Origin of the sequence: Williamsia sp. 1138, from assembly GCF_002095435.2 — a bacterium.
GTDB lineage: Bacteria > Actinomycetota > Actinomycetes > Mycobacteriales > Mycobacteriaceae > Williamsia.
In genome coordinates, this window is sequence record NZ_MJEJ02000052.1 from 291,446 (window position 1) to 315,062 (window position 23,617).

General features: G+C 64.7%; 27 protein-coding genes. 17 read left to right on the forward strand and 10 right to left on the reverse strand.

All coding sequences use genetic code 11. From position 1 onward, the window contains the following. Nucleotides 1-90 precede the first annotated feature (90 nt). On the forward strand, nt 91-819 hold the full coding sequence (locus BH683_RS24870; RefSeq protein ID WP_084838948.1) for a sulfite exporter TauE/SafE family protein: 729 nt from the start codon (nt 91-93) through the stop codon (nt 817-819). Nucleotides 820-831: 12 nt separating this feature from the next. On the opposite strand, the gene BH683_RS24875 is transcribed toward BH683_RS24870, so the two are convergent. Continuing rightward, nucleotides 832-2,064: a CoA transferase gene (locus BH683_RS24875; RefSeq protein WP_084839009.1), complete on the reverse strand. Its 1,233-nt coding sequence runs from the start codon at nt 2,062-2,064 to the stop codon at nt 832-834. Nucleotides 2,065-2,173: 109 nt separating this feature from the next. On the opposite strand from BH683_RS24875, the gene BH683_RS24880 reads away from it, so the two are divergent. The 3 genes from BH683_RS24880 (at nt 2,174) to BH683_RS24890 (ending at nt 6,779) form a co-directional block, all read left to right on the forward strand. Then, on the forward strand, nt 2,174-3,598 hold the full coding sequence (locus BH683_RS24880) for a sigma 54-interacting transcriptional regulator (protein ID WP_084838949.1): 1,425 nt from the start codon (nt 2,174-2,176) through the stop codon (nt 3,596-3,598). Nucleotides 3,599-3,628: 30 nt separating this feature from the next. Further along, nucleotides 3,629-5,632 (forward strand): VWA domain-containing protein, encoded by a 2,004-nt coding sequence (locus BH683_RS24885; protein ID WP_084838950.1) that lies wholly within the window; start codon nt 3,629-3,631, stop codon nt 5,630-5,632. A 100-nt stretch (nt 5,633-5,732) separates the two neighbouring features. Further along, nucleotides 5,733-6,779: an acyl-CoA desaturase gene (locus tag BH683_RS24890; RefSeq protein WP_084838951.1), complete on the forward strand. Its 1,047-nt coding sequence runs from the start codon at nt 5,733-5,735 to the stop codon at nt 6,777-6,779. Nucleotides 6,780-6,806: 27 nt separating this feature from the next. On the opposite strand, the gene BH683_RS24895 is transcribed toward BH683_RS24890, so the two are convergent. After that, on the reverse strand, nt 6,807-7,448 hold the full coding sequence (locus tag BH683_RS24895) for a DUF1707 domain-containing protein (RefSeq protein ID WP_094647748.1): 642 nt from the start codon (nt 7,446-7,448) through the stop codon (nt 6,807-6,809). Nucleotides 7,449-7,603: 155 nt separating this feature from the next. On the opposite strand from BH683_RS24895, the gene BH683_RS24900 reads away from it, so the two are divergent. Continuing rightward, complete coding sequence (locus BH683_RS24900) at nt 7,604-8,770, forward strand: serine hydrolase domain-containing protein (RefSeq protein WP_084838953.1); 1,167 nt, start codon at nt 7,604-7,606, stop codon at nt 8,768-8,770. Nucleotides 8,771-8,774: 4 nt separating this feature from the next. Here BH683_RS24900 and BH683_RS24905 read toward each other — a convergent pair whose 3' ends face one another. The 7 genes from BH683_RS24905 to rpmB all read right to left on the reverse strand — a co-directional run bounded on the left by BH683_RS24905 (nt 8,775) and on the right by rpmB (nt 11,604). Further along, the gene (locus BH683_RS24905; RefSeq protein WP_084838954.1) at nt 8,775-9,725 is read right to left on the reverse strand and encodes an AEC family transporter; all 951 of its coding nucleotides are present in this window, start codon (nt 9,723-9,725) and stop codon (nt 8,775-8,777) included. A 77-nt stretch (nt 9,726-9,802) separates the two neighbouring features. Continuing rightward, nucleotides 9,803-10,090 (reverse strand): transcriptional regulator, encoded by a 288-nt coding sequence (locus tag BH683_RS24910; protein ID WP_084838955.1) that lies wholly within the window; start codon nt 10,088-10,090, stop codon nt 9,803-9,805. Further along, nucleotides 10,087-10,551, reverse strand: coding sequence for a hypothetical protein (locus BH683_RS24915; protein ID WP_084838956.1), 465 nt, complete (start codon nt 10,549-10,551; stop codon nt 10,087-10,089). The genes BH683_RS24910 and BH683_RS24915 overlap by 4 nt, the downstream gene beginning before the upstream one ends. A 52-nt stretch (nt 10,552-10,603) precedes the next feature. Next, complete coding sequence (gene rpsR, locus BH683_RS24920; RefSeq protein ID WP_084838957.1) at nt 10,604-10,849, reverse strand: 30S ribosomal protein S18; 246 nt, start codon at nt 10,847-10,849, stop codon at nt 10,604-10,606. A 48-nt stretch (nt 10,850-10,897) separates the two neighbouring features. After that, on the reverse strand, nt 10,898-11,203 hold the full coding sequence (gene rpsN, locus BH683_RS24925) for a 30S ribosomal protein S14 (protein ID WP_084838958.1): 306 nt from the start codon (nt 11,201-11,203) through the stop codon (nt 10,898-10,900). Then, a complete protein-coding gene (gene rpmG / locus BH683_RS24930; protein WP_084838959.1) occupies nt 11,203-11,367 on the reverse strand; it encodes a 50S ribosomal protein L33 in 165 nt (54 codons plus the stop codon). The genes rpsN and rpmG overlap by 1 nt, the downstream gene beginning before the upstream one ends. Further along, the gene (gene rpmB, locus BH683_RS24935; RefSeq protein WP_084838960.1) at nt 11,368-11,604 is read right to left on the reverse strand and encodes a 50S ribosomal protein L28; all 237 of its coding nucleotides are present in this window, start codon (nt 11,602-11,604) and stop codon (nt 11,368-11,370) included. It lies immediately after the preceding gene. Between the two features lie 107 nt (nt 11,605-11,711). On the opposite strand from rpmB, the gene BH683_RS24940 reads away from it, so the two are divergent. From BH683_RS24940 to bluB, 5 genes are all read left to right on the forward strand, one after another. Continuing rightward, nucleotides 11,712-13,112 (forward strand): GTP-binding protein, encoded by a 1,401-nt coding sequence (locus BH683_RS24940; protein ID WP_246833583.1) that lies wholly within the window; start codon nt 11,712-11,714, stop codon nt 13,110-13,112. Then, nucleotides 13,109-13,375 carry a type B 50S ribosomal protein L31 gene (locus BH683_RS24945; protein ID WP_084838961.1) on the forward strand — a complete coding sequence of 89 codons (267 nt, stop codon included), beginning with the start codon at nt 13,109-13,111 and terminating at the stop codon, nt 13,373-13,375. The genes BH683_RS24940 and BH683_RS24945 overlap by 4 nt, the downstream gene beginning before the upstream one ends. A gap of 24 nt (nt 13,376-13,399) precedes the next feature. Beyond that, nucleotides 13,400-13,573, forward strand: coding sequence for a 50S ribosomal protein L32 (gene rpmF / locus BH683_RS24950; RefSeq protein WP_023962752.1), 174 nt, complete (start codon nt 13,400-13,402; stop codon nt 13,571-13,573). A gap of 174 nt (nt 13,574-13,747) precedes the next feature. Beyond that, on the forward strand, nt 13,748-14,371 hold the full coding sequence (locus BH683_RS24955) for a trimeric intracellular cation channel family protein (RefSeq protein ID WP_084839011.1): 624 nt from the start codon (nt 13,748-13,750) through the stop codon (nt 14,369-14,371). A 20-nt stretch (nt 14,372-14,391) separates the two neighbouring features. Next, nucleotides 14,392-15,015, forward strand: coding sequence for a 5,6-dimethylbenzimidazole synthase (gene bluB, locus BH683_RS24960; RefSeq protein WP_084838962.1), 624 nt, complete (start codon nt 14,392-14,394; stop codon nt 15,013-15,015). Between the two features lie 9 nt (nt 15,016-15,024). On the opposite strand, the gene BH683_RS24965 is transcribed toward bluB, so the two are convergent. After that, nucleotides 15,025-15,843 carry a mycofactocin-coupled SDR family oxidoreductase gene (locus BH683_RS24965; RefSeq protein WP_084839012.1) on the reverse strand — a complete coding sequence of 273 codons (819 nt, stop codon included), beginning with the start codon at nt 15,841-15,843 and terminating at the stop codon, nt 15,025-15,027. A gap of 151 nt (nt 15,844-15,994) precedes the next feature. Between BH683_RS24965 and BH683_RS24970 the strand changes: the two genes are divergently transcribed. The 7 genes from BH683_RS24970 to BH683_RS25005 all read left to right on the forward strand — a co-directional run. After that, nucleotides 15,995-16,681, forward strand: a complete 687-nt coding sequence (locus BH683_RS24970) for a response regulator transcription factor (RefSeq protein ID WP_084838963.1) — start codon at nt 15,995-15,997, stop codon at nt 16,679-16,681. Nucleotides 16,682-16,741: 60 nt separating this feature from the next. After that, nucleotides 16,742-18,199 carry a HAMP domain-containing sensor histidine kinase gene (locus BH683_RS24975; RefSeq protein ID WP_246833588.1) on the forward strand — a complete coding sequence of 486 codons (1,458 nt, stop codon included), beginning with the start codon at nt 16,742-16,744 and terminating at the stop codon, nt 18,197-18,199. A 205-nt stretch (nt 18,200-18,404) separates the two neighbouring features. Then, complete coding sequence (locus BH683_RS24980) at nt 18,405-20,039, forward strand: trypsin-like peptidase domain-containing protein (RefSeq protein WP_084838965.1); 1,635 nt, start codon at nt 18,405-18,407, stop codon at nt 20,037-20,039. 60 nt (nt 20,040-20,099) lie between these two features. Continuing rightward, nucleotides 20,100-20,747, forward strand: a complete 648-nt coding sequence (locus BH683_RS24985; RefSeq protein ID WP_240498368.1) for a MogA/MoaB family molybdenum cofactor biosynthesis protein — start codon at nt 20,100-20,102, stop codon at nt 20,745-20,747. Nucleotides 20,748-21,326: 579 nt separating this feature from the next. After that, nucleotides 21,327-21,929 (forward strand): MspA family porin, encoded by a 603-nt coding sequence (locus BH683_RS24995; RefSeq protein ID WP_084838967.1) that lies wholly within the window; start codon nt 21,327-21,329, stop codon nt 21,927-21,929. Between the two features lie 74 nt (nt 21,930-22,003). Then, nucleotides 22,004-22,657: an MspA family porin gene (locus BH683_RS25000; RefSeq protein WP_084838968.1), complete on the forward strand. Its 654-nt coding sequence runs from the start codon at nt 22,004-22,006 to the stop codon at nt 22,655-22,657. Between the two features lie 300 nt (nt 22,658-22,957). Beyond that, the coding region (locus tag BH683_RS25005) for a DUF222 domain-containing protein (protein WP_143695959.1) at nt 22,958-23,617 on the forward strand (660 nt) is incomplete at its 3' end.

The following is a 23,617-nucleotide window of genomic DNA, read 5'->3' on the forward strand; positions in this document are numbered from 1 at the left end:
CCGGGCTGTTTCGCCGAGGCGTGCCGCAACTGGTGCTCACCTCACCGCCGGTGAGCCATCCATCCCACTGGTGGGGTAGGTTTCGGCGTTGTGGCAGAAGTGGCGTTCCTCGTTGTCGCCGGATTCTTCTCCGGCGTGGTGGGTTACGTGACCGGTATCGCCTCACTCGTGAGCTATCCGGCTCTGTTGCTCGTAGGTCTACCGCCCATCACGGCCAACGTCACCAACACGGTCGCGTTGATCCCGGTCGGTATCGGGAGTGCCACACAGGCTCGCGCGTCGATCACCTTCGACCGCAGACTCGGTCTCCTTCTCGGCGCCGCCGCAGCGGGTGGTCTCGTCGGCTCGGTGGTCCTGCTGCTCACCCCCGCGACTACATTCGAGGCGCTCGTGCCGTATCTCGTTGCGTTCGCGGCCCTCGCGGTGTTGTGTCAACCGCTGATCAGGCGGCTCTCGGGCCACCGCGATGCACCGACGGTGTTCGGGATCGGCGTCTTCGTCATCGGTATCTACGGCGGCTACTTCGGCGCCGGGGCCGGAATCATCTTCATGGCCCTGGCGTTGCTGGCCACCGGCCAGACGATGTTCCAGGCGACGCTGCTCAAGTCGCTGCTGTTGTGTGCGTCGAATCTCGTTGCATCGGTGGCGTTCGCATTCTTCTTCTCCATCGACTGGGTGGCGGCGGCCAGCATGGGCATCGGCTGCCTCGCGGGTGGGTGGATCGGACCACCCGTCGTCGCCCGGTTACCGGTCTCCGTGCTGCGCACCGCCATCGCGTTCAGCGGCTTCGGGCTCGCGATCTGGCTCGCATTCCGGTAGCTGGACGCAGAGTCAGATGATCCCGTCTTCCGCCAGCGTGCCCAGCTCGTCCTCGCTCAAGTTCAGAAGCGAGCCATAGACTTCCGAGTTGTGCTGGCCAGGGGCGGCCGAACCGGCGTTCCGGATCCGGCCAGGGGTACCCGTCAACTGCGGCACGATCCCGGGGCCGCGCACGTTCTCGCCGATCCGTTCGTCGAAGTGGTCTGCGATCATGCCCCGAGCGATCAGCTGAGGATCGTTGATCACCTCGGCGACGGTATTGATCGGCCCGACAACGACTCCGGCACCGCTGAGCCGCTCGATCAATCCGTCGTGCGGTTGTTCGGCGGTCCAGGCCGCGATGAGCTCGTCGAGTTCGTCCTGATTCTCGCCGCGCGCGCCGTGGGTGGCGAATCGGGGGTCGCTGCTCAGCTCGGGCTGTCCCATCACCGCGCACAACCGGGCGAAGACGGTGTCCTGGTTGGCCCCGATGACGACCATCCGGCCCTCTGCGGTGGGATAGATGTTCGAGGGCGCGATGCCCGCGAGCCGGGTACCGGACGGACCACGGACGATGCCGCCCTGGTCGTAATCGGGAATCGTGGATTCCTGGATCGCCAGACAGGATTCGTTCAGCGCGGTGTCGACGATCTGACCTTCCCCGGTGATCGTGCGCCGGTAGAGGGCTGCCAGCGCTCCGTGCACTGCGAACATGCCCGCCAACGTGTCTCCGAGCGACAGCGCGAGCCGAGGCGGCGGTTGATCGGGATAGCCGTTGAGGTGGCGTAGTCCGCTGACGGCTTCGGCGACCGAGGCGTAGCCGGCGCGGCCCGCGTCCGGTCCGGTCTGCCCGTAGCCCGACACCCGCACGAGGATGATGCCCCGATTTCGTTCGCGGAGTGTGTCGTAACCCAGTTCCAGCTTCTCGAGCGTCCCCGGCCGGAAGTTCTCGACGATGATGTCCGAGGCGTCGACGAGTTGAAGGAACAGTTCGCGGCCACGGTCGCTGCGCAGGTCCAGCGTGACCGCGCGCTTGTTGCGGGCGTAGACGGTCCACAGGAAACGATGTCCGTCGCGCTCTGCCTGACCCCAGCCCCGCAGCGGGTCGGGCTTGCCCGGTGCCTCGATCTTGATGACGTCGGCACCCAGGTCACCCATGAGACGCGCTCCGAACGGACCGGCGATGAGTGAGCCCAACTCCAGCACCCGAACTCCGTCGAGCGCACCCGTGGGCGACTGCGTGTCCTCCACCGTGTTCTCCTCCATCGATCCAGTCTCACCCATCGGCTCGCCGGGGCGATCGACACCCCCGCAGCGGCGCCGACGGTTCCTCTGCAGGCGTAAAGGAGTGCGTTTCTGCGGTAGTGCTCGTAGCGTGGAAGGGGTGAGCACACCCCACACCGCGAATATCACCACTGCCCACCCCTCGCCGCGCACCCTCGGGGAGCTGCGCGCGTCCGGTCATGTGCAGCGCAGCGTCAAAGACGAGATCCGCCACAACCTGCTGACGAAGCTCCGTGCAGGTGACGATCCGTGGCCCGGGATCCTCGGGTTCGAGGCCACCGTCATCCCGCAGCTCGAACGGGCGTTGCTGGCCGGGCACGACGTCGTCATGCTCGGTGAACGCGGCCAGGGCAAGACCCGGCTATTGCGCACCATCTCGGGACTCCTCGACGAGTGGACGCCCGTCATCGACGGCTCCGAACTCGCCGAGCACCCCTTCGAGCCCATCACCCCGGCGTCCATCCGCAAGGCCGCCAACCTGCAGGAAGACCTCCCTATCGGCTGGTTGCACCGTAGTGAGCGGTACAGGGAAAAGCTCGCGACCCCGGATACCTCGGTAGGCGACCTCGTCGGCGACGTCGATCCGATGAAGGTGGCCGAGGGGCGCAGTCTCGGCGACCCCGAGACCATCCACTTCGGACTGATCCCTCGCGCACACCGCGGCATCGTCGCCATCAACGAGCTGCCCGATCTTGCCGAGCGGATTCAGGTCGCGATGCTCAACGTGATGGAAGAACGCGACATCCAGGTCCGCGGCTACAGCCTGCGCCTGCCGCTCGACGTCGTCCTGATGGCCAGCGCGAACCCTGAGGACTACACGAACCGCGGCCGGATCATCACCCCGCTCAAGGACCGTTTCGGCGCCGAGATCCGCACCCACTATCCGATCGAATTGGACGACGAGATCGCGGTCATCGAGCAGGAAGCCGACCTGATGGCAACCGTGCCGACGTTCCTGGTCGAGATCATCGCCCGGTTCACCCGGCATGTACGCGATCACCCGGCAATCGATCAGCGCTCCGGCGTCTCTGCGCGCTTCGCCATCGCCGGTGCGGAGACCGTCGCGGCTGCAGCGCTGCATCGTTCGGCGGTTCTCGGCGAGGAGTTCCCGGTGGCCCGCATCGTTGATCTCTCTTCGGTGATCGAGGTGCTGCGCGGCAAGGTCGAGTTCGAATCCGGGGAAGAGGGTCGCGAACTCGAGATCCTCGAACACCTGCTGCGCAAGTCGACCGCGGACACCGTCCGAGCGCACCTCGGTGGGGTCGACCTCGCCACGCTCGTCACCGCACTCGAGGCCAGCGAACCGATCGTCACCGGCGACCGGGTCTCGGCGTCGCAGCTGCTCAGCTCGATGCCCGAGGGCACTGAGCCGGTGGTCAACAAGATCGCCGAACGCTTCGACATCACCGACGAGGGTGAGCGGGCCAGTGCGTTGGAGCTCGCCCTCGAGGGGCTGTTCCTGGCGCGGCGGATCGGCAAAGAGGCCGACGAAGAGGGCCAGACCATTTATGGCTAGAGACCACTAGATCTTTCGACGGGAAACATCATGGCCCGCAGTAATTTTCATCGCGCACGGTATTTGCGCTACACCGGTGGACCCGACCCACTCGCACCGCCCGTCGATCTGCGTGAAGCACTCGACGCCATCGGTGACGACGTGATGGCCGGCGGTTCACCACAGGCTGCGATGCGGGAGTACCTGCGCCGCGGCAGCGAGAACATGCGGGGCCTCGACGAGCTCCGCGAGATGGTGAACAAGCGGCGCGAAGAGATCCTGAAGTCGCGCAACCTGAACGGGACCTTCGAGGAGATCCGGCAGCTGCTCGACGACGCGGTACTCGACGAACGCAAGCAACTCGCGCGTGACCTTGACGACGAGGCCCGGTTCGCGGAGATGCAGATCCAGAACCTCCCGACGTCCACCGCGCAGGCGGTGCAGGACCTCGCCAATTACGACTGGCGCAGTCCCGAGGCCAAGGAGAAGTACGACAAGATCAAAGATCTGCTGGGCCGGGAGTTGCTCGACCAGCGCTTCGCCGGCATGAAGGAAGCCCTCGAAGGGGCGACCGAAGAGGACAAACAGCGCATCACCGACATGCTCAAGGATCTCAACGAGCTGTTGGCGGCCCATAATCGCGGCGACGACACCACCGAGCAATTCGGCGAGTTCATGGACAAGCACGGCGAGTTCTTCCCCGAGAATCCTAAGAACACCGACGAGCTGATCGATTCGCTCGCCGCCCGTGCCGCTGCCGCGCAGCAGTTCTACAACTCTTTGTCAGATGAGCAGCGCGCCGAGCTCGATCAGTTGTCGCAACAGGCTTTCGGGTCACCGGATCTGATGAGCCAGCTCTCGCAGATGGATTCGCAACTCCAACAAGCCCGTCCGGGTATGGGGTGGGGCGAAGGCCAGGACTTCGAGGGCGGCCAGGGCATGGGTATGGGTGAAGGCGCCGGAGCCCTGCAGGATCTCGCCGAGCTGGAGTCGCTGTCGGAGCAGTTGTCACAGCAGTATTCGGGCGCGCACCTCGATGACGTCGACCTCGACGCGCTGGCCCGCCAGCTCGGTGCCGACGCGGCCGTCGACGCCAGGACCCTGTCCGAGTTGGAGAAGGCACTCAAAGAGCAGGGGCTGCTCGAGAAGGGCAGCGACGGCCAGCTGCGCCTGTCGCCGAAAGCGATGCGGCAACTGGGTCAGTCGATCTTCAAGGATGTGGCAGAGCAGCTCTCGGGTCGCGGCGGTGATCGTCAGACGCGCCGGTCGGGACAGGCGGGGGAGCCCACGGGCTCTTCTCGTGAATGGGAGTTCGGCGACACCGAACCGTGGGACGTCACCCGCACGGTCTCGAATGCCGTGTTGCGCACCATTTCCGAAGATCCCGACAAGCTGCACGCCGGTAACGGGATGCTCCGCGACGGAGTGAGGATCAACGTCCGTGACGTGGAGGTCGGCGAGACCGAGGCGAGGAGCCAGGCCGCGGTCGCCCTGCTGGTGGACACCTCGTTCTCGATGTGGCTGGAGAATCGCTGGACGCCGATGAAGCGAACGGCGATGGCGCTCAACCACCTGATCTCCACCCGGTTCCGTTCCGACGAGCTCGAACTGATCTCCTTCGGGCACTATGCCCGCACACTCGAGATGAGCGAGCTGATCGGCCTGGACGGCATGCGCCAGCAGGGCACCAACCTGCATCACGCATTGCTGCTGGCGCAACGGCATTTTCGGAAGCATCCCAACGCCCAGCCTGTGGTGCTGATCGTCACCGACGGCGAGCCGACCGCTCATCTGCTGCCGGGTGGTGAGCCGTTCTTCTACTATCCGCCGCATCCGGCGACCCTCGGAGCAACCGTCCGGGAGTTGGACAACGTGGCCAGGATGGGCGCTCAGGTCAGCATCTTCCGGCTCGGCGACGACCCGGGTCTCGTGCAGTTCGTCGACCAGATGGCCCGCAGGGTGTCGGGGCGCGTGGTGGCCCCTGATCTCGACGGTCTCGGCGCTGCGGTGGTCGGTGACTACCTCGGTGGCAAACGTCGTCGCGGCCGGCGCTGACCCGCGTGGATGGGGAGTCGGCGTCTAGTCCTGAAGTAGGGGGTCGGCACTCCGTCCGGAGTTGGATGCACAAACGGGCTGCACACCATACTGTTCAGGCATGGATGCGACCCGGAACGATCAGGTTCGACTGTATGCCGACCTTCTTTCCGAGGTAAAAGCCCTTGGCCTGCTCGAACGCAGGGTCGGCTGGTACGCGGCCCGGCTCGCTCTGCTGCTCGGTGCGTTTCTCGCCACGTTCGCTGTGGTCTTCGCACTCGGTTCGACGTGGTGGCAACTCGCGATCGCTCCAGTATTCGGAATCTTGTTCACCCAGACGGCATTTCTGTCGCATGACAGCGCCCACAAGCAGGTGTTCGCCTCCGGCAAGGCGAACGAGTGGGCGGCCCGACTCATCGGCAACCTGATCGTGGGTCTCGGATACGGCTGGTGGCAGGGCAAACACTCCAAACATCACGCGAATCCGAACAAGATCGGCAAGGACGGTGACATCGCGACCGGTGCGCTGATGTTCGTGCCAGAAGATTTCGAGGACACCGGCGGCCTCAAGGGTTGGATCAGGGCCCACCAGGGTTGGCTGTTCTTCCCGATGCTCACGCTCGAAGGAGTGAACCTGCACTTCGAGTCGCTGAAAGTTCTCTTCGACGGCACCCGTCCGAGTCGGCGTCGCCTGGAGCTCACTCTGCTCTCGATCCGGTTGATCGGTTTCCCCGTGCTCGTGTTCAGCGCGATGGGCTGGGGCGTCGGCGCGGTGTTCCTCATCATCCAGTCGGTGGTCTTCGGGCTCTACATGGGCGCCAGTTTCGCCCCCAATCACAAGGGGATGCCGATCGTCCCGAAGGACGTTCGGGTCAACTTCTTCGAGCGGCAGGTCCGCACGTCTCGCAACGTTCGCGGTGGTCGGGCGATGGACTGGGCGATGGGCGGACTCAATCTGCAGATCGAGCACCATCTGTTCCCGAGCATGCCGAGTGCGAGCCTGCGGCAGGCCCGGCCGCTCGTCATCCGTTACTGCCTCGAGAACGATGTTCCGTACACAGAAGCGGGTCTGATCGAGTCGTACGGCATCGTCATCAAGTATCTCAACCGCGTGGGCATGGGATTTGCCGATCCGTTCGACTGCCCGTTCGTCGCCGCGTACCGCTGACACCTCGGGCGGCGCCGACGGGAGTCGTCACTTGTCGAGTGACATCTTTTCTTCACCTTGCGGACTCCGGCGCACCACTTCGACCCCGCCCATGATGGCGAGCCCACTCACCGTGATCGTCGGAGCGCCGGGGACGCCTTTGCCCTCGGCGTTGCGGCTGCCGCTGAACCCGCCCATGATGCCCATCCCCGTGATCCGCACCGTCGCATCGTGGGGCACGACGATCTCGATGCCGCCCATGATCGCGTTCGCGCGGATCGTCAGCTGGTCGGACGTGAACTCGGCGTCGCGCAGATCGATCTCGACGCCGCCCATGAGAGCAAAGGCGTTGAGATGCTCGCCGACGGCGACCCGACCCTTCAGTTCTGAACCACTCATCACGGCCACGCGACTGGTGATCACCTCGACTCCGGCGGACGCTTGATTCACCCGCCGCGAAGTCGCGACCGGTGCTGTGGTCAGCTGGTTGACGGGCAGATCGTCGGTGAGCGAATCGAGTTCGCCGAAAGTCTTGGCCGCGACGGCTTTACCGGCCCGTTCCTCATATTCGACCGGACTCAGATGGCCTTGGCTCATCGCAGAGGACAGGATCTGGTGAACGAAGTCTCGGTCACTGTCGCTCGCACGCAGGCGGCTGCGGCCCTGGTCAGGGTCTTCTGCAGGAATCAGGTCACTCACCCTTGTGAGGTTAGCCGCTGCCCGGTGGTCTCGACCATGGGCCGCGGTTTCCCTCCCAGCTCAGAGTCCCGCGCTCTGATGACTCGTTCGCAGTGCACAAGGATTGGCGCCGGGATATCGTTTCTCATCCGAGACCGGAGGACCCGATGACGTTGTTCCGCCTGCCCAGAGTTCTGTCAGCCGTCGCCATCTCGGCGGCGATGGCGGTCGGTGTGTCCATCACCGCCGCGCCGGCCGCCGCCGAACTCAACTTCCCCGCCGCCGTCGACGACGTGATTCTCGATGCGGTGGGTGACGGCAATCTGCGTTCGGCGATCGTGCAGGTTCGGGTGGACGGGAAGGTCGTCGCCGATCTCGCGTTCGGCGAGGCCGCACCGGGGGTGCCTGCGACCACCCGAGATCACTTCCGTAACGGGGCCATCGCGATCACGTACACGGGCGCGCTTCTCGTCGAACTGGAGAAGCGAGGCATCGTCGGCTTCGACGACCCGATCTCGACGTGGCGTCCCGACCTGCCGTACGCCGACAAGGTGACCCCACGCCAGCTCGCATCGATGACCGCCGGATACCCGGACTATGTCACCGACGAGTCGTTCACCGAGCAGAATCTCGCCGACGTCTACAAGAACTGGACGCCCGAGGAGCTGCTGTCGTTCTCGTTCGCCCAGGAACGCACCTTCGAGCCCGGGACGGAATTCGGCTACTCGCACAGCAACTACGTGATCCTGGGCCTGGTGCTCGAAAAGGCCACCGGCACGCCGCTCGCCGAACTGCTGCGCACCTACATCTCGAATCCGCTCGGACTCACCGAGACGGTGTCGAATCAAGAAGCGGCCATCCCGGCGCCGGCACTGCACGGATTCAGCACCGACCGCGGTGTCTACGAGGACACCATCGACTGGAGTCCTTCGTGGACCATCGCCAACGGGTCCGTGCAGACGACCACCATCGACGACGCCGCTTCGAGTTTCGATGCGCTGCTGGGTTCGTCCCGGTTCCTCGGTGAGAACGGATATCAAGAGCTCACCGATCAGGGTCTGGCCGGTCTACCGTTTGGCCCTGCCACTCTGACGACCGCGCGGTCGTACGGTCTGGGTGTATTCATCAACAACGACTGGTTCTACGCGAACCCGTTCTTCAACGGGTACACCTCGACGGTCCTGACGCTGCCGGCCCATCGTTCGAAGATCGGCACCGTGACGATCGCCGTCGCCGCCACGCCTACCGAGCAGGGGACGCAGGAGGGCAACATCGCGTACCCGCTTGCCACCGACATCGCGGCGTTGATCGCACCGGATCATCCGATCGCGTAGCGACTCACGCAAGCAGGAATGCGATCAGCGCGATCGCCGGTATCGCGATCAGCGTCGTGACCAGCGCCGAATCTCTGGCGAGCACCACCCCGCGCTGGTAACGCGTGGCGTACACCAGGACGTTCTGGGCGGTCGGCAATGCTGCGATGACAACGAGGGCGAACAGTTCGTGGCCGGTGGCACCGAACGCGAATCGGGCGAGGAAGTACACCAGTACGGGCTGGACCACCATCTTCAGGAAGGCAGCGAGGGCGACGTCGCGGCGGGGGCTCTGCCCCTTCTGCAGCACGCTGACGCCGGTGAGTGACAACCCGAACACCAGGAGCGCCCCCGGGACCGAGGCGTTGCCGAGCATGTCGAACGGCTCCATCACCGCCTCGGGCAAGGTGACCCCGATGATGGAGATAGCCAGGCCGGCCGCTCCACCCAGCACGATGGGGTTGGTGAACGGCGTCACGACGGTGTCGCGGAACGATATTCGACGAGTGGCGCCGTCGGAATCGGTGCGTCCCACTGCGGTGAGATCGAGGGCGGTCAGCGCCAGCGGGGAGTAGACCATGATTTGGAACAGCAGCAGCGGCGCCACGAACGAGGCGTCGTCGAGAACGAAGATCGCGATCGGGATACCCAGGTTCGCACTGTTCACGTACGACGCAGACAGTGCGCCGATGGTCGCCTCGGGGACCTGCCGCTTCAGCAACCACCGGGCGATCACGAAATAGATCGCACCGATCAGCAACGCACTGCCGCCGGCCACCACCAGCGTCGTCGAGAACACGTCGGCGAGGTCGGCCTTGGCCAGGGAAGAGAAGAGCAGCGCCGGCGTGCAGACGAAAAACACCAAGCGGGACAACACTATTACCGCACCTGGACCAAGAGCCTCGGTGCGGCCGAGGATGAATCCCACGAAGACCACGATGAAGATCACCGTGAAACCCTGGATTACGCCTGACACCTCAGCAGTCTAGGTACCCCCGATGGTGGGTCCTTTTGGCGGGTCCCACCTGGGCTTTCGTTCGCCAGAACGACCCATCATCGGGGATCGAGGAGGGCGCGGAGGGCGTTGCGGTGACTCTCGTAGGCCCGACGGCCCGCCGAGGTCATCCGGAAGGTGGTGCTGCTGCCACGTCCGAGACCTTCTTTGGAGGCCGTGATGTATCCGGCGGATTCGAGGGCCGACATCTGCTTGGACAGGTCGGAGTCGGCGAGCTTCAGATGGTCCTTGAGGAACTTGAACGACGTGCTCGAGCTGTTTGCGAGAATCGCCATGGCCGCGAGCCGCTTTGGGGCGTGGATGAGCGGGTCGAGACCATCGATCATGCCAACCGCGCCCTGGTCGCCGCGGCCGCCCGGTCATACCGTTGCTCGTAGAACACCAAACCGGCTGTGACGACTATGAAGGCCGTCAGCGCCGCGACCAGCACCCCGCCGAGCCACCACGACAGTGCGACGACCGCGGCGACCACCGGTAATGAGATGAAGTAGCCACGCCAGACCGGTTGGATCTCGGCCGGCGGCGAGCCTTTGCCCGGCATCGGCAGTGCGCCGTGCCGACGGGTCATCCACCGCAGGAACACGATCTCCAAGACGATCAGAACGGCGATCGATCCGACGAACAGGGCTGCGTTCTCCCGCCACCAGGTGAAGGTCGCGATCATCGCCGCGGCCCACGCCCCGATCGTCGGAAAGTACCACCAGGGAGTCGGTGGGTAGTCGATGTACGGGGCGGCCTCGGCTCGTTCGGCGACCCGCAGTAGATCTTTCGCCTCATCACTTTCCATAGTGGAAAGCCTAGGTGTCACTTTCCACTTGTGCAAGTGGAAAGTTCTGCCGCTATCGAGTGGAGCCGGGGTAGGGCAGCAGCGCCATCTCGCGCGCATTGCGAATGGCGGTGGCGACCTGGCGTTGCTGCTGTGGGTCGAGGCCGGTGATCGAACGACTACGGATCTTGCCGCGATCGGACAGGAACTGGCGAAGCAGGGCCGTGTCCTTGTAGTCGACGGTGGTCACGCCGGCCGCGAGCAGCATGTTGCGCTTGCGCTTGGCTGGGAGGTCGGGTTTGGCGGGGCGCCTGGCCACGATGGTGTCTCCTTGTTGGTCGAAGGTGTCGGGCGGTGAACGCTGTTGTCACCAGCTGGATTTGGTGATGCCCGGGAGCTCGCCGTTGTGCGCCATCTGACGCAGCCGGATTCGCGACAGTCCGACCTTGCCGATGTATCCGCGCGGCCGGCCGTCGACCGCGTCGCGATTGCGGATGCGGGTGGCGCTCGAGTCGCGGGGGAGTCGCTGTAGCGCCAGTTGGGCCTCGGCGCGCTGTTCGTCGGACGACTTCGTGCTCCGGATGGTCTCTTTGAGTGCCGCTCGGCGCTCGGCGTACCGCGCGACGATCACCTTGCGCTGCTCGTTCTTCTCGATCTTGGACTTCTTCGCCATCAGCGCTCCTCGCGGAAGTCGACGTGCCGCCGGGCGCGCGGGTCGAACTTGCGCAGCACCATCCGGTCGGGATCATTGCGGCGATTCTTTCGGGTGACGTAGGTGAATCCCGTCCCTGCTGTCGACTTGAGTTTGATGATCGGGCGAATCTCGTTGCGTGCCATCTAGATTTTCTCTCCTTGTGCGCGAATCTTCGCGACCGCGGCCTCGATGCCGATGCGGTCGATGGTCTTGATGCCCTTCGCCGAGACCGTCAACGTGATGGTCCGGTGCTCGCTGGGCAGGTAATAGCGACGCCGCTGGATGTTGGGATTCCAGCGGCGGCTGGTGCGCACGTGTGAATGCGACACCTGTTTGCCGAAGCCGGGTGTGCGGCCGGTGACCTGACAGTGCGCGGACATCGAGGCCCTCCTCGTTGGTTAATGGGAATGGTTGTCGACAACCGACGAGTTGGACTGTACCTTCAACACTCAGTAATTGAAAACGATTCCCGATAGGAGTGTGTTCAGTGACCCGCCTGGTCAACAAGACCCCGCTGGTGATCGTCACCGGTTTCGATCGCGGGGCCACCATCCGCAGTGCCGAGGCCCTCGCGGTACCCGGTACCGCGGTGGTCCATCACGACCTGTCGCTCGTGGGGGTGGGAACGATCGTCCGAACCGTGTCGACCACCGACTTCAACGGCCACACAGATTCACGCACGACACAAAGCGCACTGGATCACGGTTGCCTGTCCTGCGCCATGCGCGAGGACGTGCTGCCGTTGCTCCGAGCGCTGCACCGGCGTGGCAACGTCGACCGCATCGTGCTCGCCCTCGACCCCGCGCTGGAACCCGAACCGCTCTCGTGGGCCATCTCCAACGTCGTCGTCGCGGACGTTCCCGGGCAGGTGGACGGTCCCGCCGGCCTCGACGTCCAGATCGATGCGGTGATCGGTTGCATCCACGAGGGCACCTGGCTCGAGGACGCCACCGGAGACAGGATCCTCGCCGAGGACGACCGCGGCTCCACTGAAGACGAAAGGACGGTGGCGCAGTTGGCTGTGGGGCACGTCGACTTCGCGGACGCGTTGGTGGTGCACCGAGACGAAACCGGAGGCGGAGCTCGACCATCTGACGGGCAAGCAGCTGACGGATGGTCGGCTGCGAAGTTGTTCGCCGTCCTCAAGCGACTCAACCCGACTGCGCCGATCATCATGGAGTTGCCGCAGCGTCAGCTCGGACCCACGATCATGCGCAACCTCATCGCCTCGATTCCGGACGGCGCGCGCCGGGGTGAGATCACCGGTCCGCACGATCCGCTGTTGCGGGGGCAACCACCGCTGACCCCGGATTGCGGCGTGAACGTCGTCGAGTTCGAATCCGATCGCCCCTTTCACCCGGAGCGTCTTCACGACGCCATCGACGTCCTGCTCGACGGGGTGGTCGCGGCGCGGGGCCGACTCTGGCTCGCCACCCAGCCCGACGAAGCGCTGTGGCTCGAGAGCGCCGGTGGGGGACTGCGGATCGCGACCGGCGGCACCTGGCTGGCCGCGATGACCGACGACCAGGTCGCGGCGAGTGACCCGGAGCGGCTCGCGATGGCCTCGCTGCGGTGGCATCCGCTGTACGGCGACCGCAGCAGTTCGATCGTGGCGGTGTCGGTGGAGGCCGATCCGAACCGCATTCGGCGGACACTGCAAGCCGCCGTGTTGACCGACGAGGAGCTGGCCGCCGGCCAGTCCGGCTGGCACGGATTGTCTGATCCTTTCGGCGTCACCCACGCCGATCCGTGTGACGACATGCTCGATGAACGAGCGCTGCTCGAGGGAACAGAACCACCCTCCGAATGGTTCCTAGAAGTACAGGATTTGGCTGGTCCAAAGCCTGACAACCCCGGGAAGAACCCGGAAAGAGAGGACAAGTCATGAAGGCGAACATCCATCCCGACTACCAGCCGGTGATCTTCAAGGACGCGTCCACGGGCAAGGCATTCCTCACCCGGTCGACGCTCAGTTCCGAGGTCTTTTTGGATTGGGAGGACGGTAACCGGTACCCTCTAGTGGTTGTCGATGTCACGTCCGACTCGCACCCCTTCTGGACCGGTGCGCAGCGGGTACTGGACACCGCAGGACGAGTGCAGAAGTTCGAGCGCCGCTACGGCAAACGGACACGCACAACCCCCGGAACGTAAACGAAAGAAATGAAGGGCTGAATCATGGCTGTACCGAAGCGCCGGATGTCGCGGTCGAACACTCGTAGCCGCCGTTCGCAGTGGAAAGCGGACAACCCGGCTTTGCAAGAGGTCAAGGTCGGCGGTGTGGCACATCGCGTGCCCCGTCGTCTGGTCAAGGCCGTGAAGCTCGGCATCGTCGATCTCGACAAGCGCTGAAGGCTTTCGAGCCCTTCACCAATCTCTAAACGACAGAGACTGACCGTCAGCTGACGGTCAGTCTTTTGTTGTGCCTGGACGATCTCCCTGAGATCGTCCACTTCCGAGGTGTCCAAGGGCATATTTCCCTTTGACACCACTCACGGGGACGATCTCAGGGAGATGAGGTTCGTGGTGCTGCAAGACGTCCTCAACTTCGCCGGTATCGCCGTCTTCGCGTGCTCTGGCGCCCTCGTCGGGGTTCGCAAGGACTTCGACCTCTGGGGCATCCTCTCGATGGGTGCCGCAACCGGAGTCGGCGGCGGAATCGTTCGCGACCTCCTGCTCGGCATCACCCCGCCGACGTCGGTGCAGCACTGGCCGAACCTGACCATCGCAATCATCGCCGGCCTCCTCACGTTCTTCTTCCACCCGGCGTTCAAGCGGCTCTACCCAGCGGTCCTCTTCCTCGATGCCATCGGCATGGGGGTCTTCGCGGTCTCCGGTGCACTGCTCGCGCTCGACCACGCGTCGAGTGCGATCGCAGCCGTCCTGATCGGGATCACCACTGCTGTCGGTGGTGGCGTGATCCGCGATGTGCTCGCCGGCGAGGTGCCACTGTTGCTCCGGCCGTCCGATCTCTATGCCGTTCCGGCCATGTGCGGGGCGCTGGCCGTGGTGATCGTCGACGGCGTCGGCTGGCCCGACTGGACCGGACTCGTGGTCGGTGGAGTTTTCGCCACCGGGCTACGCCTTGCGAGTCTGCAGTGGAACTGGAAGCTGCCGACCGCGCCGCAGCGGGCGCTCGGTCGGCGGTAGATACGAGTGGGGGAGCCGAGATGAACGTCTACGAAGCCATCGCTGCACGCCGGGACGTGCGTAACGAGTTCACGGGGAACGTCCTCTCCGAAGACCAGCTACACCGTGTCCTTTCGGCCGCCCACGCGGCCCCCAGTGTCGGCAACACCCAGCCGTGGGACTTCGTGGTCGTCCAGGATCGGGATATTCTGCGGCGCTTCGCCGCTCATGTGGCGGAGCGACGAGAGGCCTTCGCCAGATCGTTGCCTTCTGATCGAGCCGACACCTTCAGGCCGATCGTCGTCGAAGGGATCGAGAGTTCGGGCACCGGGGTGGTGGTGACCTACGACCCGGCACGCGGCGGGCGACACATTCTCGGCCGTCACACGATCGACGAGACCGGACGGCTGTCGGTGGGGCTGGCGATCCAGAACCTGTGGCTGGCGGCCACCGCCGAGGGTTTGGGGGTGGGATGGGTGTCGTTCTACACCGAATCGTTTCTGCACGAGCTGATCGGCATCCCCGACGGCATCGAGGTGGTGGCCTGGCTGTGTCTGGGGCCGGTCACCGAACTCCAGGCCGTACCCGATCTCGAACGGTTCGGTTGGCGGGATCGACGCTCTTTCGACGACGTGGTGCACCGGGAGTCGTTCGGCGCGTCCTGAGCAACCGCGTCAGTTCATGCCGTTGTTGAGCGTGATGGATTCGCCTGACTGGCAACGCCCTTCATCGGAGACCAGGAACAGCACCGCATTGGCCACATCCTGTGGTTCCAGCAGGCCCGGCCGTGGACGGCCCTGCCGGAACATCTCTTCGACATCATCTCGGGTCGGGTTCTCCAGATCGGGCCGGATCATCCGATAGGTCGTCGGGTTGTGGATCATCTGCGTGTTCACCCCGGCGGGCAGGATTGCGTTGACGGTGATCCCGTACTGCGCGACCTCGAACGCCACCGACTTCACCAGGGCCAGGACCCCGGCTTTCGCCGCGGCATAGTGCCCGGAGTTCGTGGCGCCGGTCGGGGCAACCGACGACGAGGTGGCGACGATCCGTCCTGACCCCCGCTCGATGAGGTGCGGGAGCACCGCCCGAAACGTGTTGAAGACGCCGGTGAGGTTCACATCGATCATCGTCTGCCAGCGCTCGGCGGACATCGTGGCGATCGGCGCCGCGCTCGCGATGCCGGCATTGGCGACGACGATGTCGATCTGCCCGAACGTCGCCACCGCCTTCTCTGCGACCCCCTGCATGGCCTCCAGTTCGCGGACGTCAGCTCGCAGGTCGAGGCATCGACGGTCCAGCGCTTCGACCTCGCGCACCGTTTGTTCGAGATCTGCCGGAGTCGGCAGGTCGTAGTCGACCTCATCGATCCGGGTCACGGCGTCGCACACGACGATGTCCGCACCGGCGCGGGCGAGCGTCACTGCGTGTGCCCGCCCCTGTCCCCGCGCACCCCCGGTGATGATGGCGACCTTGCCATCGAGTCCAGCCATCCGAGCCTCCATTCGGCGCAGTTCTACTCTCATGACGTCAGACCCGAGTTCTGCGCAGAACTCATCGTGTCGCCACCGGCTTTTGCATCTGGACACGCCGGGAACAGGGGTTCCTTAGCGCACTCTCAGTCGTGCACGTAAGACTGTTGGCATGCGCATTCTTGTTGTGGACGACGATCGTGCCGTTCGCGAGTCCCTGCGCCGGTCCCTGACATTCAACGGGTACACGGTGACCACTGCGGGCGACGGTGTCGAAGCACTCGAAAAAATCACATCGGATCGCCCCGAGGCGGTGGTTCTCGACGTGATGATGCCGCGGCTGGACGGGCTCGAGGTGTGCCGCCGACTGCGCAGCACTGGCGACGACCTGCCGATCCTCGTACTCACCGCTCGGGACTCGGTGTCCGAGCGGGTGGCCGGTCTCGACGCCGGGGCTGACGACTACCTCCCGAAGCCGTTTGCACTCGAGGAGTTGCTCGCCAGGTTGCGGGCGCTGATGCGTCGCGCGACGGCCGAGCCGTTGCCGGACTCGGAGGCGATGACGTTCGAGGATCTGACCATGGACCCGGTGACACGTGACGTCACCCGGGGCGAGAGGTCGATCAGCCTGACCCGCACCGAATTCGCGCTGCTCGAGATGCTGATGGCCAACCCGCGGCGGGTGCTCACCCGCAGCCGCATCCTCGAGGAGGTGTGGGGTTACGACTTCCCGACCTCGGGCAACGCGCTCGAGGTGTACGTGGGGTACCTCCGTCGCAAGACCGAGGCCGAAGGTGAGATCCGGTTGATCCACACCGTGCGGGGCGTGGGCTACGTCTTGCGGGAGACCCCGCCGTAAATCGTGAGCTTCTATCACCGTCACGCCTCTGCGCCGGCCGATCAGTCGACCGGGCCGGGCATCCTGACCCCGAGGCGCCCTACGCAACTCGACGCCGCTCCGGCGCCGAGGGAGATGCGCGCGCCCACGCCGGTCACTCGGGTCATCTCACTGCGTTGGCGCATCACCATCCTCGCCGCGACCGTGGTCGGTATCGCCGTCGCCGTGATGGCCGCTGCCGCCTTCGCGGTCGTCTACCGGGCCATGTACGCCGACGTCGATTCCCAGCTCAACAACCGGGCCAACGGTCTGACCGCCGTGGCGCAGCTCGGCATCCTCGACGACTCACCCGAATCCCTCGTCGCCGGAACGGTCTACTCGACCGACATCTCGGTGGCCCTCGTGATGCCCGGTGGTCGCGGATTCCAGCTCGGTAGCGTGCCGTTCGGCGCGTCCGAGCAGGAGGTGGTGGACGGGAAGTCCGAGTACTCGTTGCGCACCGCCAAGAATCAGCGGGTGCTGGCGCGCAAACTCGCCGACGGCAACACCATCATCATCTCGCAGGGTCTGGCCGCCACCGACGACGTACTCCATCGATTGGCGTGGGTGCTCGGCGTGATCGGAGGTTGCGGCGTCATCCTGGCCGCGGTGGCCGGGACGACAGTCGCCCGAGCCGGTCTGCGACCGGTGGCCCGGTTGACCCGCGCCGCCGAACGGGTGGCCAGAACCGACGACCTGACGCCGATTCCCGTCATCGGCAATGACGAACTGGCAAGGCTCACCGAGAGTTTCAACCTCATGCTGCGGGCGCTGGCCGAGTCGAGAGACCGGCAGAGCCGCCTCGTGGCCGACGCCGGACACGAGTTGCGGACCCCGCTGACGTCGCTGCGTACCAACCTCGAATTGCTGATCGCCTCCAGCGAACCCGGCGCGCGTCCGATCCCGGAGTCCGACATGGCCGAGCTGCGCACCGATGTGATGGCGCAGATCGGGGAGTTGTCGACGCTGGTGGGCGACCTCGTCGACCTTGCCCGGGAGGACGCCCCCGAGGTCGTGTACGAAGAGATCGATCTGGCAGAAGTGGTCGACCGCAGCCTCGAGCGGGTTCGCCGGCGCCGCAGCGACGTCGACTTCTCGGTGCAGGTCAGTCCCTGGTTCGTGTTCGGTGAAAGTGCCGGACTCTCGCGGGCGGTCCTGAACGTCCTGGACAACGCCGCGAAGTGGAGCCCGCCGAATCAGCCCGTGGTGGTCCGGCTGACACAGGTCGAACCGGACAGGGCAGAACTGGCCATCGCCGACGCCGGTCCGGGTATCCCACCCGAAGATCGTCAGCTCGTCTTCGAGCGCTTCTACCGGTCCACCGCCTCGCGGTCGATGCCCGGATCGGGGCTCGGCCTCGCGATCGTGCGGCAGGTGGTGACTCGCCACGGCGGTTCGGTATGGGCCGAACAGTCCGAGTTCGGCGGCGCTCTGGTGACCATCAGCCTGCCCGGATCGCCGACCGCAGCGGAGATCGCACCGCGCGTGGTGCAGCAGTAGCGTCCTCCGTGGACAGGTCCGCGGTCATTCGTTGAGCCGACCTCCCTTCCACTCATAGTTACTGGTGGGAGAATTGAGGGGTAAACCAACAGCGCTATCTCAGCCCCATCTCAGGACGACACAGCAAGGTATTCATCAGTGCCGAGAAATGTTGCGGCAGCGGAGAGCGCGCAATGGTGCGCATGGCAGAAAGCAAGCGGAGGACATGGTCGGCAACAACGACAACGAGCGCGGAACCGGTGACGGCGAAGGGTTCGGTGCACAATCGGGTCAAGCGGCACAATCGGGTCAAGCGGGACAGCAGAATCCCGCGGAACAGTTCGGTAGGCACGAGGATGCTGCCGAGTCTGCGCCTCAGAACAACCCTTACGGTCGGACGTCGTCGTTCGACCCTCGTTCGGCGGGCCAGCAGCCCCCGGCCGGGGAGCCCACCACCAATCTGGGAACGCAGGGTTTCGGCTCTTCGGCCCAGACCCCGTACGGGCGCCCGTCCACCGGCCAGCAGCCCACCCCGGGTCAGGGCGGCGCGGGCCAGCCCGCATCCGGCCAGCAGCCCGGCTACGCCTACGGCGCGCAGGACCCCTACGCGGGCCGCTACGGCCAGTCCACTCCCTACTCCGGGTACGCCCAGACCACGTCCACACCGGGCACCAACTCGTTCCCCGGCGCCGGTGACAACAACCCCTACGGCGGCGGACCCCAGACCTACGCACCGGCCCAGCCGAAGGCCAAGTCGGGACGCTCCGGCGGAGCGAAGGCCGGATTGGCCGCTGCGGCAGTGGCATTGGTTCTGGTGGCCGGTGGTGTCGGTGGTGTGGTCGGCGCCAATGTGAGCGACAACGCCTCCAACTCGAGTTCCAACAGCGACAGCGTGCTCGGCGGCGACCGCAACAACACCCAGCCCGCAGCCGCTCCGGCCGGGTCGACCCAGGCCGTGGCAGACAAGGTCACGCCGTCGGTGGTCTCCATCGAGGTGCAGGGCAGCCAGGCCTCCGGTTCCGGATCCGGCATCGTGCTCACCGCGGACGGCACCATCCTGACCAACAACCACGTCGTCGCCGGCGCGGGTGGCTCGCCGAAGCTGACGGTCACCTTCAGCGACGGCAGCACTGCCGCCGCGGAAGTCGTTGGTGCTGATCAGATCTCCGACATCGCGGTCATCAAGGTCGACAAGACCGGGCTGACCCCCATCGAGGTGGGTACTTCGAACAATCTGGAGGTCGGTCAGGAAGTCATCGCCGTCGGTTCCCCGCTGGGTCTCAACGGCACCGTCACCACCGGAATCATCAGCGCACTCAACCGGCCGGTGTCCACGCGTGGCGAGGGTGACGGACAAGCGTCGGTCATCGACGCCATCCAGACGGACGCGGCCATCAACCCGGGTAACTCCGGCGGCGCCCTGGTGAACGCCAACGGCGCGCTGATCGGGGTGAACTCGGCGATTGCCAGCCTCTCCGAGGGGCAGACCGGCGGCAGCATCGGCCTCGGCTTCGCCATCCCGATCGACCAGGCCATGCGCATCGCCAACGAGCTCGAGCAGACCGGCAAGGCCACCCAGGCGGGTCTCGGAGTGTCGGTGCGCTCGGGTGCACCGTCCGCCGACGACCCGGGTGCCCTCATCAGCGAGGTCACCAGCGGGGGCGCTGCATCCAAGGCCGGCATCCCGAACGGCGCGCTGGTCACCAAGCTCGACGATCGGGTCATCCCTTCCGGTGACGCTCTCATCGCTGCGGTGCGTTCACACGCACCCGGTGACACCGTGGAGATCACCTATGAGGTGAACGGCCAGGAGAAGACCGCTCAAGTCACGCTCGACACCTTGGACACCGGAGGACGTTAGCCCGTGAAATCGCCAGACTCTGAAAAAGCCCCTGACAGCCTCGGTGCCCGACTGAGGACCGTGACGATCACCCCGCCCGATACAGTTCCCTTCGGAGATGTCGATATCTCCGCGATGGTGATCGGGGAGGCGGATGTTGTGGCCGCAGATGCTGCGGCCGAACAGCTCGCCGTCCGCGCCGAAGAGATCGAAGCGGAAGGACTGCGGATGAGGTCATTGAACCTGGCTGAAGAGGATCTGGGCCGAGCCCTGGTCGTGATCGTCGACGATCGTGCGGCGCACGGTGAGGATCAGAGTCTGATCGGGCCGCTGGTGGGCGAGTTGCTCGAGGAAGCCGGTTTCCACGTCGACGCCGTCGTCGCGGTGGAGTCCGACGAGGTCGAGATCCGTAACGCCCTCAACACGGCGGTCATCGGTGGCGTCGATCTGGTGATCTCGGTCGGAGGTGTCGGTGTCGCCGGGCGTGACGTGACCCCGGAGGCGACCGCGGATCTCCTCGACCGCAAGCTGCCGGGCATCGAAGAGGCGTTGCGCAGTTCGGGTTTGGCTGCCGGCGCGATGGACGCGGGTCTATCTCGCGGACTCGCAGGTATCTCCGGGCAAACGATCGTGGTCAATCTGGCCAACTCCAGGGCCGCGGTCCGGGACGGGATGGCCACCATCACCCCGATGGCCAAACACCTCATCACCTCGATCAGCAACTTCTGAGGCCACTGCCATGCCGGACCCTTCGATAGCCAAGCGAAGTAAAGAACGCGCGGAATTAGAGAAGATTTTCGGCGACGATCTGCCTTCGACCACCCGCGATGAGCGACCGCTCGGTCGTAGTGACGAAGGTCACACAGGCGACGATATGCAAAGTGACGAATGGTTTCTGGAGAATCGTCCGCCTCATCACGGGTGAATAGCATTTCAGTTACAGGTCGGTCCTGGCCTTTTCCTGATAATTCACTGAATCTGCTGCACTACCAAAGATCCGCTGTCCAGTACAGCGGATCTTTTGTTTCCGAACACGCTCTCTTCTAACTGTTGCTTGCGGTCGGCCAGCACACTAACGTTCCGCTCGATACTTCCAGTACCAGTGCGGGGGCTGGACGTGTCCCGTGACCCGTCCCCAATGGCGATCGCGGTGTGGCCGAATGTTCGGCCGGAATTAACAAATGGGAAACCTTGGGCATACCCGCCCGTTAACTCTTCCCATAGAAGATTCCGACGAACCAGTTGGTCACTTCAAGCTCACGATTTGGTTGAGCTTGGATTACACAGCAATCCTGTGAGAGGGAACGAATGAGCAAGATGAGCATGTTCGGCCTGCGCCGAGTCGTTGGCGTTGGCGCCATTACCGCCGTTGCGGCCCTTGGCCTGGCAAGCATGGGCGCCGGCAATGCCGCCGCCGGACCGCTGCCCAGTGGCGAAAAGGTCACCGTGGGTGTCGACGACACCGTCGTGAAGCTCACCCGGACCGGCGAGAGCGCGTACCCCGTGCCGTCGCAGGCGAACAACGGCGCGGGACGCGCCGCTGAGGTCTCCGGGCTAGTGACCGTCCAGGCCGGAGAGGCTGCTGGAACACTGACCACTGGCTACATCATCGGCTGCCAGATCAACATCGACGGCCTCGAGGGCGCGCTGACTGGTAGCGCAGACATTGGCGGCACCGTTGGGCTGTCCGGAAGCTTGACGGTTCCGTTGACCCCGGGCGAGGTCAAGGTTGCAACCATCGGAAGCAAGAGCTTTGACGGAGGCTTCGCCAGCATCCAGTACAAGCGACAGGGCATCGATGTCCAGCTGTGCGGCGGATACGCTCAGGCGCGCGCGTTCACGATCGTCCAGACTGAGGGCAACTACGTCATCAAGTCGACACTTTACGGCGCACCGTTCTCGATCAACTGATCGCCGGCAGATAGTCCAACCAGTCTCGAACTCTTATCTGCCGCAAGCAGATTGATATTCTCATAAGGGGAATCATGAAGAACAAAACTTCGCGTCGTCTCGCCGCGATCGCCGGCCTCGCCGGTGTAACCACTATCGCACTAAGCAGCATGGGTGCTGGCGGTGCCGCTGCAGGTGCACTGCCCGGTGGAACCGCAACCCAGAAGTTGATCGACGGAACGAGCGTCACTGTCACGCTCAAAGACGAGTTCGTCAACTACCAGCCGTCGACGGTCGCTCTGCCGACGAGCCGCAACGTGTGGCTGTCCGGCAAGGTCCTGGTTGACATCGCAGGCGAAGCTGACGGTGCAACCGTTGAAGCTGGCTACATTGTGGGATGCCAGCTCAACTTCGGTGCCGGCGGCAAGGGTGGCGCGGGTCTCGAGAACGCGGCGCCCAAGACGCCTGGTGGCGAGCGCGTCACCACTCCATCGGGTAAGGGCGAGCTGGGCTTCTCGCTGAAGCCGGGCGAGGCCACGTACGTGCCTGTGATTAGCGGTGGCGAGGATGATCCGACGAACTTCACGTTCGAAGGCAACCAGGGCGGCATCGCCTACAGCCAGGAAACCTTCAAGATCGACGGCTGCGCCGGCTTCGCTGAAGCGAAGGCGTATGTCAATGTGACTGTCGAGACTCCTTCGGTCACCGGCATCGTCACCCTCTGGGGCGCTCCGTTCAGCATCGGCTGATAGCAGCACTGCTGTTGTAATCTCCGCATTATTGGCGAAAGCCGGAACACCACGCGGTGTTCCGGCTTTCGTCGTTTCTTGGCTGCTGAGGCCAGCAGGGACATCCCAGACTCCAAAGTTGCAGCCGACATCGAGCTGAATACTTCCTGGTTCATCAAGTGTCAACCGCGAGATTGGTTCGAACAAACATTCGACAAATCTAAGTTTCTGGGGTACCGTCGGTTGTAGAGAAACTCTTTTGACGACGAATCCGTTCTGGTTGTTGTTGTCCGCGTGTGTTTCTGGGGCTGGGGGGCCTGCATGTCTGATGGTGTTGTCATCGATTCGCCGGTGGTGGGTGTGGTGTCGGAGTTGGATGCTGCGATCGCACGCCTGTCGGAGTTGGATCTGACTGCTCTGTCTGACGTGGATTGTGTGCGGGTGGTGGAACGGTTGGAGGTCGCGTCGCGGCGGTTGTCGGCGGCGGGGTTGCCTGTGTTGCGGGAAGTCGCTGTGCGGCGGGCGTATTCGAAGGTGGGATGTTCCTCTCCCGCGGCGGTGTTGACGTCGGTGGCGCGGTTGCGTCCGGGTGCGGCGAAGGCGCGAGTGCAGGCGATGGATGCTTTGACGCCGTCGGTGACTCCGAGCGGTGAGGTGATCGAGCCTCGGTTCCCGGAGACCGCAGCCCTACTGGCCGAAGGTGTGATCGATCTCGATCACGTCGGTGCGGTGGTGAAGGTGATGGGGAAGATTCCGCACAAGATCGATCCGGAGCAACGGGCGAATACTGAGGTGGCGCTGGCTGATCTGTGCCGCAGATACAATCCTGCTGCGGTCGAGACGATCGGCGAGCGGATCGTGGACTACTTGGATCCCGACGGCAGGCTGGCTGATGATGTTGATCGGGCGAAGAAGCGCGGTGTCAGCGTGGGCGATCAAGCGGTGGACATGATGGCGAAGGTGGCGGGCCATCTGGATCCG